12 protein-coding genes are annotated in these 16,443 nt (G+C 55.8%); 8 read left to right on the top strand and 4 right to left on the bottom strand.

Annotated features, from left to right (window positions below; translation table 11 throughout):
- Window positions 1-64 precede the first annotated feature (64 nt).
- Window positions 65-1,873, top strand: coding sequence for an SLC13 family permease (locus FrondiHNR_RS08375; protein ID WP_279352328.1), 1,809 nt, complete (start codon window positions 65-67; stop codon window positions 1,871-1,873).
- 47 nt (window positions 1,874-1,920) lie between these two features.
- On the opposite strand, the gene FrondiHNR_RS08370 is transcribed toward FrondiHNR_RS08375, so the two are convergent.
- Window positions 1,921-3,216 (bottom strand): MFS transporter, encoded by a 1,296-nt coding sequence (locus FrondiHNR_RS08370; RefSeq protein ID WP_279352327.1) that lies wholly within the window; start codon window positions 3,214-3,216, stop codon window positions 1,921-1,923.
- Window positions 3,213-4,877, bottom strand: coding sequence for a DUF885 domain-containing protein (locus FrondiHNR_RS08365; protein ID WP_279352326.1), 1,665 nt, complete (start codon window positions 4,875-4,877; stop codon window positions 3,213-3,215). The genes FrondiHNR_RS08370 and FrondiHNR_RS08365 overlap by 4 nt, the downstream gene beginning before the upstream one ends.
- A 223-nt stretch (window positions 4,878-5,100) precedes the next feature.
- On the opposite strand from FrondiHNR_RS08365, the gene FrondiHNR_RS08360 reads away from it, so the two are divergent.
- From FrondiHNR_RS08360 to FrondiHNR_RS08350, 3 genes are all read left to right on the top strand, one after another.
- Window positions 5,101-5,556 (top strand): FHA domain-containing protein, encoded by a 456-nt coding sequence (locus tag FrondiHNR_RS08360; protein ID WP_279352325.1) that lies wholly within the window; start codon window positions 5,101-5,103, stop codon window positions 5,554-5,556.
- Window positions 5,557-5,561: 5 nt separating this feature from the next.
- Complete coding sequence (locus tag FrondiHNR_RS08355; protein ID WP_279354509.1) at window positions 5,562-6,275, top strand: MerR family transcriptional regulator; 714 nt, start codon at window positions 5,562-5,564, stop codon at window positions 6,273-6,275.
- Window positions 6,276-6,420: 145 nt separating this feature from the next.
- Window positions 6,421-6,969: a MerR family transcriptional regulator gene (locus tag FrondiHNR_RS08350; RefSeq protein ID WP_279352324.1), complete on the top strand. Its 549-nt coding sequence runs from the start codon at window positions 6,421-6,423 to the stop codon at window positions 6,967-6,969.
- 84 nt (window positions 6,970-7,053) lie between these two features.
- On the opposite strand, the gene FrondiHNR_RS08345 is transcribed toward FrondiHNR_RS08350, so the two are convergent.
- A complete protein-coding gene (locus FrondiHNR_RS08345) occupies window positions 7,054-7,953 on the bottom strand; it encodes a ParA family protein (protein ID WP_279352323.1) in 900 nt (299 codons plus the stop codon).
- 187 nt (window positions 7,954-8,140) lie between these two features.
- On the opposite strand from FrondiHNR_RS08345, the gene FrondiHNR_RS08340 reads away from it, so the two are divergent.
- Together FrondiHNR_RS08340 and FrondiHNR_RS08335 are read left to right on the top strand one after the other, a co-directional pair.
- Window positions 8,141-11,539, top strand: coding sequence for a pyruvate carboxylase (locus FrondiHNR_RS08340; RefSeq protein WP_279354508.1), 3,399 nt, complete (start codon window positions 8,141-8,143; stop codon window positions 11,537-11,539).
- Between the two features lie 47 nt (window positions 11,540-11,586).
- Complete coding sequence (locus FrondiHNR_RS08335; RefSeq protein ID WP_279352322.1) at window positions 11,587-12,078, top strand: peptide deformylase; 492 nt, start codon at window positions 11,587-11,589, stop codon at window positions 12,076-12,078.
- An 11-nt stretch (window positions 12,079-12,089) separates the two neighbouring features.
- Here FrondiHNR_RS08335 and FrondiHNR_RS08330 read toward each other — a convergent pair whose 3' ends face one another.
- A complete protein-coding gene (locus FrondiHNR_RS08330; RefSeq protein WP_279352321.1) occupies window positions 12,090-13,919 on the bottom strand; it encodes a long-chain fatty acid--CoA ligase in 1,830 nt (609 codons plus the stop codon).
- A 305-nt stretch (window positions 13,920-14,224) separates the two neighbouring features.
- Between FrondiHNR_RS08330 and FrondiHNR_RS08325 the strand changes: the two genes are divergently transcribed.
- Entirely contained in the window at window positions 14,225-14,908 is a 684-nt protein-coding gene (locus tag FrondiHNR_RS08325; protein WP_279352320.1) for a lysophospholipid acyltransferase family protein, read from the top strand.
- Between the two features lie 115 nt (window positions 14,909-15,023).
- Window positions 15,024-16,358 (top strand): 3-deoxy-7-phosphoheptulonate synthase class II, encoded by a 1,335-nt coding sequence (locus FrondiHNR_RS08320; protein WP_279354507.1) that lies wholly within the window; start codon window positions 15,024-15,026, stop codon window positions 16,356-16,358.
- Window positions 16,359-16,443: the final 85 nt, after the last annotated feature.

The following is a 16,443-nucleotide window of genomic DNA, read 5'->3' as shown; positions in this document are numbered from 1 at the left end:
AATATCATGACGCTGAGAAATAATTCTTCTTTCTATTGAATGATAGGATATAGTCACAATCACCATGAGCGACGTATCAATAACCCTCCTTATACTCGTGCTCTCAGTCGTTGTTTTCGTCTGGAACAAATTCCCCGTTGGCATCGTTGCCCTGGCTGTTTCTCTCGCCCTGTACTTTACCGGCGTTCTTAACCTGGGGGAGGCCTTTGCCGGTTTCTCTGATCCCACAATTGTCCTGATCGCGGCACTCTTTGTGGTGAGCGAGGGGCTCGATTCGAGTGGGCTCACTGCCTGGGCGGGTCAGCAAGTTGTCAGCCGTGCGGGTACATCGCGAACCAAACTGATCATTTTGATGATGTCAGCTGTTGCTCTTTTGGCCGCTCTGATCAGTCTTAACGGTGCCGTTGCTGCGCTCCTGCCCATGGTTGTTGTGGTGGCTGTTCGACTGGGCCGACCACCGTCGCAATTGCTCATGCCGCTAGCCTTTGGTGCGCATGCGGGTTCTATGCTGACACTCACCGGGTCACCGGTTAACGTGCTTATCTCGGAGGCTGCGGCCGAGGCACCGGGCGGGCGTGCGATTGGTTTCTTCGAATTTTCTCTGGTGGGTATTCCCCTCCTGGTGGGCAGTGTGATGATCGTCGTTCTCTTTGGCGAAAAGCTTCTCCCCAACCGCACTGCGCGGCAGCTTCCGCGTGATCTGAGTAAGCACTCTCGTGATCTGCTCAATCAATATCTTGACGCGGATGAGGTGTGGCGGTTTATCGTGTCGGAGGGGTCTCCTCTCATCGGTCGTGAAATTAGGGGCCTGACGCTGGAGAAGCATCCCGGGGTCTCGGTAATGGCTGTGAAGGATGGGGAGGGATACCCTGTTCGAGAAGCGACGATCGAGTCTGGACAAATTATTACCATGCGGGGTTCGGTTGAAGACCTGACAAGTTTTTCTGAGTGGGGACAGCTGCGGAGACTTCCCGAGGAGAGCGGCCTGGTGACCTCCACTTACGGTGTTGCCGAGGTTATTGTTGCTCCGCGCTCCAACCTGGTGGGAGAGTCTGTTTTCCCCGGAATGGTAACGGATAGTGGAGAGCTTGTCGTTCTTGCGGTGCAGCGGGCTGAGAATGATCTACCGAGTGTTTCTCGCGACACCGGACCGATTACGCTAGCATCGGGCGATGCCCTGCTCCTCCAGGGGACGTGGTCGGCGCTTGCCGAACAGACGGAAGATAAGAACGTATTGCTGGTTGACGAGCCTGATCTGATCCGTCGCCAATCCGCGCCAATGGGAAAATCGGCCCGCACTGCGCTCATCATCACCGCGGCCATGATCGCTCTTTTAGCCACGGGTCTTATGGTTCCTGCGGTTGTGACGCTTCTTGCCGCAATTGCCATGGTTCTGTTCCGCGTTGTGACCGTGGAGAAGGCACACCGCTCAATCTCCTGGACCATGCTCATCCTTATCGCCGGAATGATTCCACTCTCTACCGCGATTAGCGCAACCGGGGCGGCCGCCCTCATCGCCCACCAAGTTATTGAGACTGTTGGTGGGTTAGGGCCCCACATCGTTCTGCTGAGTCTTTTTCTCCTCACCGCTTTGCTCGGCCAGCTGATCAGTAATACGGCTACCTCCCTGGTGCTGATTCCCATCGCAATCTCGGTTGCGACCGAGCTTTCTCTTTCGCCCCTGCCTCTCCTGATGACGGTGTGTATTGCGGCCTCTGCAAGCTTCTTGACCCCCATCGCGACTCCCGCCAACCTGATGGTTATGCAACCCGGAGGTTATCGTTTTGGGGACTACTGGAAGTTAGGGCTGCCGCTCATTACTTTCTACGGTGTGGTTGCGGTTCTGCTTGTTCCCGTTGTCTGGCCTTTGTGAGGCGTGAGTTTTATTGAGCCTGCTATCTCACAATTCCTGCAGGTTCGTTAGTTGTTGGAGTCGCCCTGCTGCGCCGCCCATCGTCTGATCTGGCGCCGAGAGATGAGGACTCCGGTGACCCCCACCGCCCACAGCGGGTAGTAAACTAACATTGCTGTTCGGAAGGCCTCGCGTGTGTATGTCTCGGGGGTTCCCGCTCCCAGAAGGTCGAGCGCATATCCGTAAGCAAAGAGGGCAACAACGGCCGCCATAAACCCGGCAGAGTTAACCAAGCCAGAGGCACCACCCTGCCGGTGAGCGGGGGTAAACTGCTGGGCAATATCAAAGCCGATGAGCGACCCGGGCCCACCAATCGCAAACGTGACAAAGAGAAGCACGATGAGCCACAGGGGAGCGGGGCCGGGGAAGAGCATTATTCCCGTCCAAACTAGCACCTGGAAACCAACAATACTGAGCACTACTCGGGAACGGTGCAGGGGGAATCGGATCACAAGCTGGGCCATGATCAGGCTGAACACCGCACTCAGCACAACGAGTAGCACGTATAGTGATGCGGCCGTCTCCTGAGTCACCCCCTCGCCCGAGAGGAGAAAAGGATACCCCCAGAGCAGAGTGAAGCTTGCCCCGGCAAACGGGGTGACAAAGTGGGACCAGAATCCCAACCGTGTACCGGGGTGTTTCCAGCTTTCTGGGATCCCTGCCAGCGCACTGCGGAAGCTGATAGAGGGAGCCATGCGTTCGGGTCGATAGGGCGCGTTAAAGACGAGCATGAATGAGAGAAGGGCTGAGAGCCCTGTAACGCCTGCAACTCCGAGGAATGCGGCGGTCCAGCCGTGAGCACTCATGACGGCGACCAGCGGGATAACGCTTGCGATCTGCCCGAGCTGACCTGTCATTCCGGTAATCTGGGTGAGAATGGGGATACGCCGGGGAGGGAACCACGAGGGAATCAACCGGATAACGCTAATAAATGTCATGGCGTCTCCCGCCCCCACCAGTGCCCGAGCCAGGATTGCCACACCCGTGAGGGAAGCTAGGGCCAGGAGGACTTGGCCAACGGTCATGACAAGAGCGCCCGTAATAATGAGTGTGCGTGCCCCAAAACGATCAATGAGTATCCCCACCGGTACCTGCATGCCCGCATAGACGATCAATTGTAAAACAGCAAAGCTTGCCAGCACGGCGGAGTCGACGTGGAAACGTTCTGCCGCACTTATGCCCGTGGCTGAGAGGGAGGTGCGGGAGAAGATTGCCACCACATAGCAAAACGTTGCGGAGCCCCACACAACCCAGGGGCGCCACGATCGCGCGAGGGGGGACAGGATGGGGATATTGGTGGTCATCGGGAAAGCGCGGAGCGCAGGGTTTCAATCCCTATACTTCCGAAGGATAGAGCCTCGCTGTGGAAGTCACGCAGTGTTTTTGTGCCCCCGTGGCTGCTGAGATAGTCGTCTCGGAGCTGTTCCCAGATGCGCTGGCCCACCGAATAGGAGGGAGCCTGTCCCGGCCATCCGAGATAGCGGTTTACCTCAAATCGTAATTGCTCCTCATCCATGTTTGAGTTAGCGCGCATAAATCGTAGCGCGTACTCGTAGTCCCAGACGCCGTTACCGTCGGGACGCTTTTTACCCAGGTGGGTGCCAACGTCGAGCACAACGCGCGCCGCACGCATGCGCTGCTCGCCCAGCATTCCCAGGCGGTCACCCGGGTCATCAAGGTAGCCTAGCTCGGCCATGAGCCGTTCGGCGTAGAGCGCCCACCCTTCGCCGTGGCCGCTCACCCAGTGGCCATCTCTGCGCCAATTGTTCAGGTCGGAGTTCATCATGCTGTGGGCAACCTGCAGGTGGTGTCCAGGAACTCCCTCGTGGTAGACGGTTGTGAGTTCGCGCCAGGTTGTAAAGTCCGTTACGCCCGGAGCCACCGACCACCACATACGACCCGGACGGCTCAGGTCTGTGCTGGGTCTGGTGTAATAGATGCCGCCGGTTTGGGTCGGGGCGATCATGCACTCGAGGGTACGCATCTCGGGAGGAATGGTGAAGTGCTTCTCACCCAGTTCCGCTACGGCTTGGTCAGACATTTCTTGCATCCACTCGCGTAGCGCAGCCGTTCCGTGGATTATCCGCGATGGGTCATTGTTGAGATGATCTATTGCCTCTGCGAGGCTGGCGCCGGAGACTATTTCTTCTGCCACGGTGTGTTGCTCGCGAATGATGTGGGATAGCTCCTCAAGGCCCCACTCGTAGGTTTCATCCAGATCAAGTTTGGCACCGAGGAAATCGTGAGATGCGATTGTGTAGTGTTCGCGTCCGACCCCGTCAGCTTCTGTACCCGCTGGGGTCAACTCGGTGGTAAAAAAATCAGAGAGTTGAGCGTACGCGTTGGCTGCTTGGTCGGAGTGTCGGTCGATATCCTTCAGGAGCGCCGCGGGGATGTTGTGAACAGAGGCCGCTCGCGTCAGTAGGGAGCGGAAGAATCCTTTTGGAGCCGACCACTCGGCGGCCTGCTCCGCTGCAAAGCTGATCTGACGACGCGCGGGTGTCGTGTTTTTGGTGATTCCGAGACGCAGCGTTGTGGTGTAGCCCGCGAGGGCGGCGGGTACTCGGCTGAGTCTCTCGGAGATGTCTTCCCAATCAGAAACAGTGGTGTCGGGCATGAGGTCAAAAACATCACGCACGCTTTGCACGGGAGAAGCGATGTTATTGACATCGCGCAGTTCTCGTCCAATTGTGGCCGACTCGATAATGCTTTTCCACGTCTGTGAGAGCTCCGCGGCGGTAACGGTATCAACCGCATCAATCGGTGTCAGCGTTGCAAGTCGGGCTGCAGCTGCGGTAGCCGCTTGAACCAGGGCCTGGTTTCCCGACGGAGAGTAGTCGCCGTATCCTGTGGAGGGGTCCGGTAACCCGAGAAAAACACCCAGGGAAGGGTTGAGGGAGACCAGAGTGTCAAGCCAGTCGTTGGCGAGAGCATCAATGGCGGTGGCGGAGCGAGCAGAGTTCATATCACAGACAATACCCCAATGGTTGGGTGTCGGAATCTCTGTCTTGGAGGGAGTCCACGGTCCGCGGTTTTTCTGAATTTACCAGCACAGTAGATACATAAGAATCTCCCAGGTAAATTGGCTCTACACGGAGTCCCGATCTGCGGTAGCGTAGTAGGTGTTCGCGGAGGTATCTGGTCATATTCGCGGAGCGTCAAAACTACAGAAGACAGGAAGATCAGTGATGAATGAATCACCCGATAAGGGTACCGACTCAACGGCAAGGTTTAACAGTGAATTGAGTTCGCTTGTAGACGCTTTGAACGCTGAGTTGAGTGCAGAGGAGCAGGAAGCGGTTAAAGCTTTGCCCTCGGGTTCAGCGCTTCTGATTGTTCGTAGAGGGCCAGATACGGGTGCGCGTTTTTTGCTTGCCAGCGATTCAACGGTGGCCGGTCGACACCCAGAGGTTAATATTTTTCTTGATGACGTGACGGTCTCTCGTAGACACGCGGTTTTTACTCGGGAGGGCATTTCTTTCTCTGTTACCGACCTCAACTCGCTTAACGGAACCTTCTGCAATGGTGTTCGAATTAGCGAGCCCACTCTGCTCAAAGACAGCTCAGAGGTTCAGATCGGTAAGTTTAAACTCACGTTTTATCCTTCACGCCACGATCTTGTTCGTGAAAGTGAGGGTAAATAGACGTGGTGCCGGTTTCAGCCCGTCAGTCGGAAAATCGTACGCGACGTTTATTGGGCATTGGGCAGGTGCTTACGCACCTCAATCCTGACTTTCCCGACTTGACCCCGTCAAAGCTCCGTTTTCTGGAGGAGCAGGGACTTATCACGCCGGCACGTACCAAATCTGGATATCGCAAGTTCTCAGACAGCGATGTTGAGCGATTACGTCTTATTTTAACGATGCAACGAGATCACTATCTTCCGCTCAAGGTGATTTACGCGTATTTGAGCGATATTGACGCCGGTCGTGAGCCCACGCTTCCGGGTGGGGTGGGAACGATCGCCGTCTCTATTCTCCCGGTACGTCGTGTGCTCACTCGCGAGTTGTTACTGCGGGAGGCGGGAGCAACCCCCATGCTCCTCAGTGATGCGGTGAGCGCTGGCCTTTTGCCCGCAGCGGAGTCGTACAAAGAAGACTCTCTCGAGGTTCTGAGAGCCCTTGTCTCTCTGCAGCGATTAGGCATCGAGCCTAGGCACTTGCGTTCGATTCGTGCGGCTGCTGAGCGAGAGGCTGATCTGATTGAGTCTGCTTTGCTTCCCGTGACCAAACAGGACGATGGGGTGAGTCGGGCGCGAGCTTCGGACATGGCAACAGAAATCGTCTCCTATCTTGAGGTGGTGCGCGGTAGTATTATGCGTACGACGCTTCAAGACAAAACGCGAGTTTCAAGGTTAACGTGAAACTTTAGAGACGACACGCCGAAAAGATATTGCGGATGTCGTTGCTACCGGACAGAGAGGTCGATAGCGTTAGATCGTAGCTACTCATCCGGGCCGCTAGAGCGCATCGGATGAAGATAAAACGATCAGTGAGAGGATGTACGCAATGAGTGATAATACGCCTGAGGGGGCGCCTCGTTACGACACCGGTTTTCTCTTTACTGATGGCCTTCCCGATCCGGATGACAACGGCGGGTACCGCGGTTCGGTCGCTGCTCGTGCGGCGGGAATTAGCTACCGTCAACTCGACTACTGGGCTCGAACCGAGCTTGTTCAACCAACCGTGCGGAATGCCACGGGTTCAGGAACCCAGCGACTCTACGGGTTTCGCGACATCCTTGTCCTCAAACTTGTGAAGCGTCTTCTCGATACGGGAATCTCACTGCAGCAAATCCGCACTGCGGTGGAGCAGCTTCACGAGGCGGGGGTTCACGACCTTGCCCAAACTACCCTGATGAGCGACGGTGCCAGTGTTTATCTCTGCACCTCCAACGACGAAGTCATCGACCTGGTAAGCAGGGGACAGGGAGTGTTTGGTATTGCCGTTGGAAAAGTGCTTCGTGAGGTTGAAACCAGCCTGGTTGATCTTAACGAGCATAAAGAAGATCCAATGGACGAGCTCTCCGTTCGCCGCGCCGCACGTAAGATTTCTTAAAAAGCCACAGCTTCCGAGAGCACCAAAATTTGTACAGGGTGGCCTCTTACTCCAAAATCGTGTGAGCGATGCCTGCTGCTACACCTATCGCGTGGAGGTCTCCTGTGCCGGTGTATCCTCGTCAACTTCGTTACCGCCGCTGTCGCTCTCCGCAGCTACAACCGTTGTGGCACTGGCACGAGGGGTGTTTCTGCTCTCGGACATATCGGCACTGCGCAGTACCCGATCAAGGATTTGATCGAAATACCCTGCCATTTCTTGAGCATTTTCACCGGGCCATACGTGAACAGGCTTGGCGGCTCCCTGAGCCTGCTGCAGGGAGGTGCGTTCGGGAAGCTGAGGGTTCAGCACGAGCGGGCCAAACATCTCCCGCATTTCACGAATACGGAATTGGTGCTCCATTGATTGTGGACGGGCTCGATTGACCACAATGCCGAGGGGCTGAAGCCGTGGGCTTAAGCCCCGACGGATTTCTTCGATGGCTCGTAGCGCTCGGTCCGCGGCGGCCACAGAAAAGAGTCCCGGCTCCGTAACAATGAGTACACGATCACTGGCGGCCCAGGCAGTACGGGTGAGTGCGTTAAGCGACGGTGCGCAATCAACCAGCACCAGGTCGTATTCGGACTCAATATTGGCAAGAGCCTCTTCCAGCTTCCAGATATCGCGGATGCTGGGGTGGGGGCCGTCAAAGTTAATCGCTGCCGGGCTGCCGATCAGAACATCTATTGTGCCTTCGTGGTGTTTGATCCAACCGCTGGGTGCGATGGCATCACGAACATTTTTTTCACGGGGATCTTCAAGTACGTCTGCGATGTTTCCGTGACCCGTGATGTCTATGTCCATGCCGGTTGAGACATCGGATTGTGGGTCCAGATCCACCACGAGGGTGCGTAACCCTCGCGAAAATGCAGCCGATGCTAATCCAAGAGTGACCGTGGTTTTGCCAACTCCGCCTTTAAGGGAACTTATACTCAAAACATGCACAAGTACTAAGCGTAGCGCCCTAACCTGATCAAGTACTAATAGATTTAAATTTAGGGGTGCAGGAGGTGCCTGCGTTTTGCAGTATTTTGCGCGTAATTTCTTGTTCAGATCGCTTCATACTCTAGAGTCATAAGCATGCGTTTATCTATGCCCCCAGATTCCTTGGGTTCATAGTAGAAGGGTTGTGATGTTTACAAAGATTCTTGTTGCAAATCGAGGAGAGATTGCAATACGGGCGTTTCGTGCCGCGTACGAGTTGGGGGCTCAAACGGTTGCGGTTTTTCCCTACGAGGATAGAAACTCACTTCATCGATTGAAGGCCGATGAGGCCTACCAAATTGGCGAGCCCGGGCATCCGGTTCGCGCCTATTTGAGTGTCTCAGAAATTATTCGTGTGGCACAGGAGTCTGGTGCGGATGCTATCTATCCGGGGTATGGCTTTCTCTCTGAGAACCCCGAGTTGGCCGCTGCTGCTGCCGCTGTGGGTATCACCTTTGTTGGTCCATCCTCTCGGGTGCTTGAAATGGCGGGCAATAAGGTCACGGCTAAGGAGCACGCAATTGCTGCGGGTGTTCCCGTTCTCAAATCAACCCCGCCGACGCAGGACATCGATGAGCTTATTACGGGTGCCGATGAGATAGGTTTTCCTGTTTTTGCTAAGGCTGTTGCCGGGGGTGGTGGCCGGGGGATGCGCCGTGTCGAAAGGAGAGAAGACCTACGCGCCGCACTCGAGGCCGCTATGCGCGAGGCTGAAAGCGCTTTTGGTGACGCCACCATGTTTGTAGAGCAGGCTGTTTTGCGTCCGCGCCACATTGAGGTGCAGATTCTTGCGGACAAGAACGGCGAGACTGTTCACCTTTTTGAGCGTGACTGTTCGGTGCAGAGGCGTCACCAGAAGGTGGTTGAGATTGCGCCCGCCCCGAACCTGGACGAGGAGACTCGACGGGCTCTCTATCGGGATGCTGTTGCGTTTGCTCGGTCTATTGGATACGAAAACGCTGGAACCGTTGAGTTCCTTGTGGATACGGCGGGGGAACGCGCCGGGGAGCATGTGTTTATCGAGATGAACCCTCGTATTCAGGTTGAACACACCGTTACTGAAGAGGTCACCGATGTTGATCTGGTGCAGGCTCAGGTGCAGATTGCTGCCGGGGCTTCCCTGTCCCAGATGGGGTTGGAACAAAACAATATTCACCTGCGTGGAGCGGCACTGCAGTGCCGGATTACGACGGAGGATCCCTCACAGGGGTTCCGGCCAGATACCGGAAAAATCACAACTTATCGTTCCCCCGGCGGTGGGGGCGTTCGTCTTGACGGTGGAACTATTAATCCTGGGGCGCAGATCAGCCCTCACTTTGATTCAATGCTGGCAAAGCTCACCTGCCGGGGTCGAGATTTTTCGGCCGCTGTGACCCGGGCTCAGAGAGCGTTGGCAGAGTTTCGTATCCGGGGTGTTGCCACCAATATTCCGTTCCTGCAGGCAGTTCTGGAAGATTCCCAATTTCGTCTCGGGGATGTGAGCACAAGCTTCATCGAGGAGAGGCCCGAACTGCTCGATACGCATCGCTCCAAAGATCGGGGAACAAAGGTTCTGAGCTGGCTTGCCGATGTCACGGTGAATCAACCTCACGGTCCTCGTCCTTCTCGGACAAACCCCTCCGAGAAGCTGCCGGCTCGTGGGCTTCACTTAGAGATTCCTCGCGGTACACGAGACCATCTTCTCGCGGTTGGCCCCGCAAAATTTGCGGCTGATCTGAGAGCACAAACGAGGCTGGCAGTTACGGAAACAACCTTCCGCGACGCACACCAGTCCCTGCTTGCTACCCGCGTGCGTACCAAGGATTTGCTTGCTGTGGCGCCCTATGTGTCTCGTCTCACCCCCGAGCTTCTTTCTGTTGAAGCGTGGGGTGGAGCCACCTACGATGTCGCCCTGAGATTTCTTGGAGAAGACCCGTGGAACCGCCTTGCACAGCTTCGCGAGGCGATGCCGAACATTCCAATCCAGATGCTGCTGCGCGGGCGTAACACGGTTGGCTATACGCCCTACCCCACAGAGGTGACGGATGCGTTTGTGCGCGAGGCTGCAGACACGGGGGTTGACATTTTCCGCATATTTGATGCCCTCAACGACGTTGATCAGATGAGACCGGCCATAGATGCCGTGCTTAACACAGGAACCTCTGTGGCTGAGGTGGCGGTCTGTTACACCGGTAATCTGCTCGACCCGGCCGAAGATCTCTACACGCTCGATTACTATCTGCGCCTGGCGGAACAGATAGTGGAGAGCGGGGCACATGTTCTTGCGATCAAGGACATGGCCGGACTATTGCGCCCAGAGGCCGCAGCCCGGCTTGTGAGGGCTTTTCGGGAGCGCTTTGACGTTCCTGTTCACCTGCACACGCACGACACGGCAGGAGGGCAATTAGCTACGCTTCTCGCCGCGGCAAATGCGGGGGTTGACGCAGTGGATGCAGCAAGCGCGCCGATGGCCGGTACTACGAGTCAGCCCTCGCTCTCCTCGCTTGTTGCAGCCCTGGCGGATACCGAGCGAGACACCGGCATCAATCTGGATAATGTTCTTGATCTTGAACCCTATTGGGATGCCGTGCGTCACATCTATCGGCCTTTTGAATCCGGGTTGCCCGGCCCTACCGGTCGGGTCTATCAGCATGAGATTCCGGGTGGTCAGCTCTCCAACCTCCGCCAGCAGGCCATAGCATTGGGGCTGGCTGACGATTTCGAATTGATAGAGGATATGTACAGGGAGGCCGATAGGATTCTCGGGCGTGTTCCCAAGGTCACACCGTCTTCCAAGGTGGTGGGTGACCTGGCTCTTCACCTGGCTGCGGTTCGTGCTGATCCAAAAGATTTCGAGGAGAATCCTCAAAACTACGATATTCCCGACTCTGTCGTAAGGTTTATGGCGGGTGAGCTCGGAGATCTTCCGGGCGGATGGCCTGAGCCGTTTCGCAGCAAGGTTCTTGCCGGTCGCGAGGTAAAGACGGGTATCACGCGGGTTGCACCGGAAGACCTGGCGCTTCTCGTAGCTGACAGCGAAAATCGCAGAAAGACCCTCAATCGACTTCTCTTCCCCGCGCCAACTGCTCACTACGAGGCAACGCGTGATGAGTACGGCGATCTCTCCGTGCTGGAGACCAGCGGGTATCTCTACGGGCTTGTGCCGGGTGAGGAACACGCCGTTGACATCGCAAAGGGGGTGCGGCTTTACCTGGGGCTCGAGGCCATCGGTGAGGCAGACGACAGGGGCATCCGTACCGTTATGGCAATCATGAACGGTCAACTGCGGCCCGTGTTCGTGCGGGACAGGAGCATTGCGGTGGACACTATTGCCACTGAAAAGGCAGATCGGGACAATCCTGCTCACATTGCTGCTCCGTTCTCAGGGGCGGTAACCATTAAGGTCGCTGTGGGGGATCGGGTTGAGAGCGGGCAGCCCGTGGCCAGTATTGAGGCGATGAAAATGGAGGCGGCGATTACTGCCTCCACGGGCGGTGCTGTTGAGCGCCTGGCTTTTAGCGGTACTCGTCAGGTAGAAGCTGGGGATCTTCTCTGCGTTATCAGGTAGGAGCTGGATGGCTCTTTGACATCACTTCCAGGCTGTATCGTTGAGTAATGGCTGAACGCGTAATTCGAATATTTGGTGACCCCGTGCTCAAATCGGTGTGCAGGCCGGTAGACCTGGGTGATCCGGGTGTTCGCGGGCTGGTAACTGATCTGCTCGACAGTGTCAAACTGCCGGGTCGGGCCGGGGTCGCGGCAAACCAAATAGGTGTTGATCTGCGCGCTTTCAGCTATAACGCTGATGGGGAGGTCGGTTATGTCCTCAATCCCGTGCTGGTGAAGGTGTGGGGGGAGCCCGAGCACATCGGTGAGGGGTGTCTTTCCGTTCCAGACCTGTGGTATCCCGTCGAGCGCTACCCATTTGCGCGGGTTGAGGGCGTTGACCTGGATGGAAAGCCGGTTGTGCTTGAGGGGGAGGGGCTTCTGGCTCAGGTTCTGCAGCACGAGACCGATCACCTCGATGGCAAGCTTTATCTCGATCGTCTAGACCGTGAAAATCGCGGCAAGGCGTACCGGGATATCCGAGAAGCACCGTGGTTTTAGGCCTTGTGGTGTCAGTGTTGGATTGACATTCCCTCTGTGTGTGGGGCTGTACCCGCGTAGAGAGCCTCAATATCTGACGCAAAATCGCGGAGGATAATGTTTCTCTTGGTGCTCATCTTGGGGGTGAGGTGGCCGCTCTCCTCGGTGTACTCGACCGGAAGTACGGTGAACTTGCGGATCGATTCAGCCCGTGACACGCGCGTGTTTGCAGCATCGACGGCTTTTTGGATCTCTGCCAGAACGGTTGGGTCTTTTGACGCCTGGCCGAGTGACATGTCGGGATTGAGCCCTTTGTTTTTGAGCCAGGTGGGTAGCATCTCCATGTCCAGGGTGATGAGGGCCGAGATAAAGGGCTTTTGGTCTCCAACAACCGTTACCTGAGAAATGATGGGGTTGGCTCGAATCGGATCCTCAAGGAAAGCGGGGGCAACGTTTTTACCTCCGGCGGTGACAATAATCTCTTTCTTGCGCCCGGTGATTATCAGGCGTCCCTCACTGTCGAAGCTACCCACATCACCGGTTTTGAAGTATCCGTCCTCGGTAAAAGCCTCTTTTGTGGCCTCTTCGTTGTTCCAATAGCGATCAAAAATATCCACACCCTGAGCGAGGATTTCGCCGTCCTCGGCAATGCGGATGCTTACACCGGGCAGGGGTGGGCCAACAGTGCCGATTTTAAAGTTCTGAGGCAGATTAACCGTGAGGGGTGCGGTTGTTTCGGTGAGGCCGTAACCCTCAAGAATCTTGATGCCGAGGCTGTGGTAGAAATGCCCCAGTGTCTCACCGAGGGGAGCAGAACCGGATACAGCGTACTTGACCTGTCCGCCCAGAGCCTCCCTGAGCTTGCTGAAAACAAGCAGATCGAAGATGCGGAACTTAATGCGAAGGCCAAGAGGAACGCTGCCCCTCTCAACCGCTCGTGAGTGCTCTACCGCGACCTTGACCGCGGCGCGGAAGATCTTTCCTTTGCCCTCACCCTCCGCTTTCTGCTCGGAGGCGTTATACACCTTCTCAAACACCCGGGGCACAGCGAGTAAGAAGGAGGGGCGAAATGACTTAAGTGCGGGGAGAAGCTGTGTTGTATCTGCCTGGTGCCCCACACGGATTCCACCGTCGATGCAGAGCACCGAGATGAAACGGGCAAAGACGTGCGCCAGCGTGATGAAGAGGAGGGTGGAGGCCCCGCCAACCAGCATAATGGACAGAGCCTCAACAGAGTTTCGTGAGGTCTCGACAAAGTTGGAGTGGGTAAGAACCACACCCTTGGGACGGCCTGTCGAACCCGATGTATAGATGAGGGTCGCTATATCCGACCCCTGAGCGAGGTTGCGGCGACGTTCGATCTCCTCGTCGGGAATATCAACCCCGGCTTTAGCTGCGGTGGAGAGGGCTCCCTCATCTAACCGCAGCACAGTTTTTATTCGAGGAAGGTCGTGGCCAACCTCATCAAAACGTGCAAAGTGTGTTTCTGTTTCAGTGATAAGCGCGACGGCCTCTGAGTCTTCAAGTATCCATTGGATCTGTGACGGGGATGAGGTGTCGTAGATGGGGACCATAACGGCTCCGGCGAACCAGAGTGCAAAGTCTACGAGGGTCCACTCATATTTGGTTTTACAGATGAAACCGACTTTGTCCCCCGGCTGGATATCTGCCGCCACAAAGCCTTTTGCTAGTTGTGTGACTGCGGTGAGAAATTGTTGAGCGGTTATATCGCTCCATCCTTCGCCCGCAGGAATTGCAAAAAGTACCTGGTGGGGTGTGGCCTTTACTCGATCAATGAGCAGGTCGGTTGTGTTGTGGGATGGTTGAGCTTTTACAATTGCGGGTGTGTTTACCTGTTTCACGGTAGCTCCTTTGACACCGGTTATGAACGCCTGCCATTGTGGGGCCGGTGTCATTTGTCATGTTCATGTGTCTCTATTCTATCGGATAGGACCCTTTTTGAAACTAATTCCTCATGAATCCTACTGTTGCCAATACTTGTAGGTTCAAAGTCTTTGGTATTTCCCTACTATTGCAAATTGCTCCCTGTGAACTTGTTAGGATTGAGCAGCATTAACGGTTCATACGCGCTATGAAAACCGGTTAGTGTAGCGAAGACAGATCCCTACCCTGCGCCAACCGTTTATAGCGTGGAGAGAAGAGAAGCGTGTTCTACTGGATTATGAAGCACCTGATAGCGGGCCCGCTTTTGAAGACGATTTATCGGCCCTGGGTAACGGGGGCAGAAAACATCCCTAAAGAGGGTGGGGTGATTCTTGCCAGCAATCATCTTTCTGTGATTGACTCGGTTTTTTTGCCGATAATGATTGATCGGCCCGTGTCCTTCCTAGCAAAGAGCGATTACTTTACGGGCCGTGGCTTCTCCGGTTGGATCACCAAGAACTTTATGCTTGCCACCGGACAGAAACCAATTGACCGTTCCGGGGGTAAAGCTTCTGAGGCCTCGCTTAATACGGGTCTTGAGGTTTTAGGGAACGGTCATCTCCTGGGAATTTATCCAGAGGGTACACGCAGTCCTACGGGAAAGATGTACCGTGGGCGCACCGGTGTTGCTCGTATGATCTTAGAATCGGGGGTGCCGGTTGTCCCGGTTGCCATGGTCGACACCGATAAGGCCATGCCCATCGGAAGTAAGCTTCCCAAGATTCGTCGTATCGGCACCGTTATCGGTGAGCCGCTCGACTTCTCCCGTTTTCAAGGCATGGACGGGGACCGTTTTATACTTCGTTCCATCACAGATGAGCTGATGTACGAACTGCAAAAATTGAGTGGACAAGAATACGTTGACATCTATGCGTCGACAGTGCGTAACCGGATTCCTGCATCATAAGTTTTGCGGGGTAGGATGTACCTGTTAACCCAGTCGGTGTGAGCCCTAGGCTTTCCCCGTCTCAACGTGAGAAAGAAGAATAGTGTCCGAGCAGTCAAACACCCCCACCCCCGTAATAGAGGACGTTTTGGCGGGACTCGATTATTGGCGTAATCTCGAGGCCAAGCAACAGCCTTCCTGGCCGGATATGGCGGCGGTGCGCGAAGCATCTGCCGAGCTTGCTTCGTTTCCGCCCCTGGTGTTTGCGGGCGAGGTTGATCAGCTGCGTGACCGTTTAGCCGCAGCCGCTCGAGGAGAGGCATTTCTCTTGATGGGTGGGGACTGTGCAGAAACTTTTGCCGGTGCAACCGCTGAGCAGATTCGTAACAGGGTTAAAACGGTCTTACAGATGGCCGTTGTGCTCACCTACGGTGCCTCCATGCCTGTTATTAAGGTTGGACGCATGGCCGGTCAGTTTGCCAAGCCGCGCTCCAACGACTTCGAGACTCGTAACGGTGTGACTCTACCCGCCTACCGTGGGGATATCGTTAACGGCTACGACTTCACGCCCGAATCACGTGAGGCAAATCCGCGACGTCTCGTTCAGGGGTACCACACAGCGTCAAGTACCCTCAACCTCATCCGGGCTTTCACGCAGGGCGGCTTTGCCGACCTGCGTCAGGTGCACGAGTGGAACAAGGGTTTCACGGAGAATCCCGCGAATGCGCGCTACAATCGGCTAGCAAAAGAGATTGACCGCGCGGTTCACTTTATGATTGCCTGTGGTGCAGACCTGGGGGAGATGACGCGCACCGAGTTCTTTGTGAGCCACGAGGCACTTCTGATGGATTACGAACGTCCGATGACTAGAATCGACTCGCGCACCGGAACCGCTTACAACACCTCCTCGCACTTCTTGTGGGTCGGCGAGCGTACGCGTGATCTTGATGGCGCACACGTGGATTTTCTCTCCCGAGTGCGCAACCCCATTGGTGTCAAACTGGGGCCCACCACTACGGGTGACGACGCTTTGCGTCTGATCGATAAACTTGATCCCGACCGGGAGCCGGGTCGTCTCACCTTTATTACTCGCATGGGTGCTGACAAGATTCGGGATGCGCTGCCTCCCGTTTTGAAAGCCGTCCATGATAGTGGCGCTACACCCCTGTGGGTTACCGATCCCATGCACGGGAACGGGATCACCACCCCCACAGGGTACAAGACGCGTCGTTTTGACGACGTCATGGACGAACTCAAGGGGTTTTTTGCCGCTCACCGAGAGGTAGGAACATTCCCTGGAGGAATCCACGTTGAGCTTACGGGTGACGATGTCACCGAGTGCCTGGGCGGTTCAGAAAACATTGATGAGGCGAGCTTGGCGACGCGCTACGAGTCCCTCTGCGATCCGCGCCTCAACCATATGCAGTCTCTCGAATTGGCCTTTCAGGTAACAGAAGAGCTCACTCGCTAACTGCTGCGGAAACCTGGTTCGTGCGAGCCCGTTGACATATGTGACGGGTTCGCACGGATCTTTTGTTATGGGTTTTTTGTGTTCC

The sequence above is a fragment of the Lysinibacter sp. HNR genome (assembly GCF_029760935.1).
Lineage (GTDB): Bacteria > Actinomycetota > Actinomycetes > Actinomycetales > Microbacteriaceae > HNR.
Note: the sequence above shows the minus strand (reverse complement) of the source record. Positions and strands in the feature narration are given on the sequence as shown.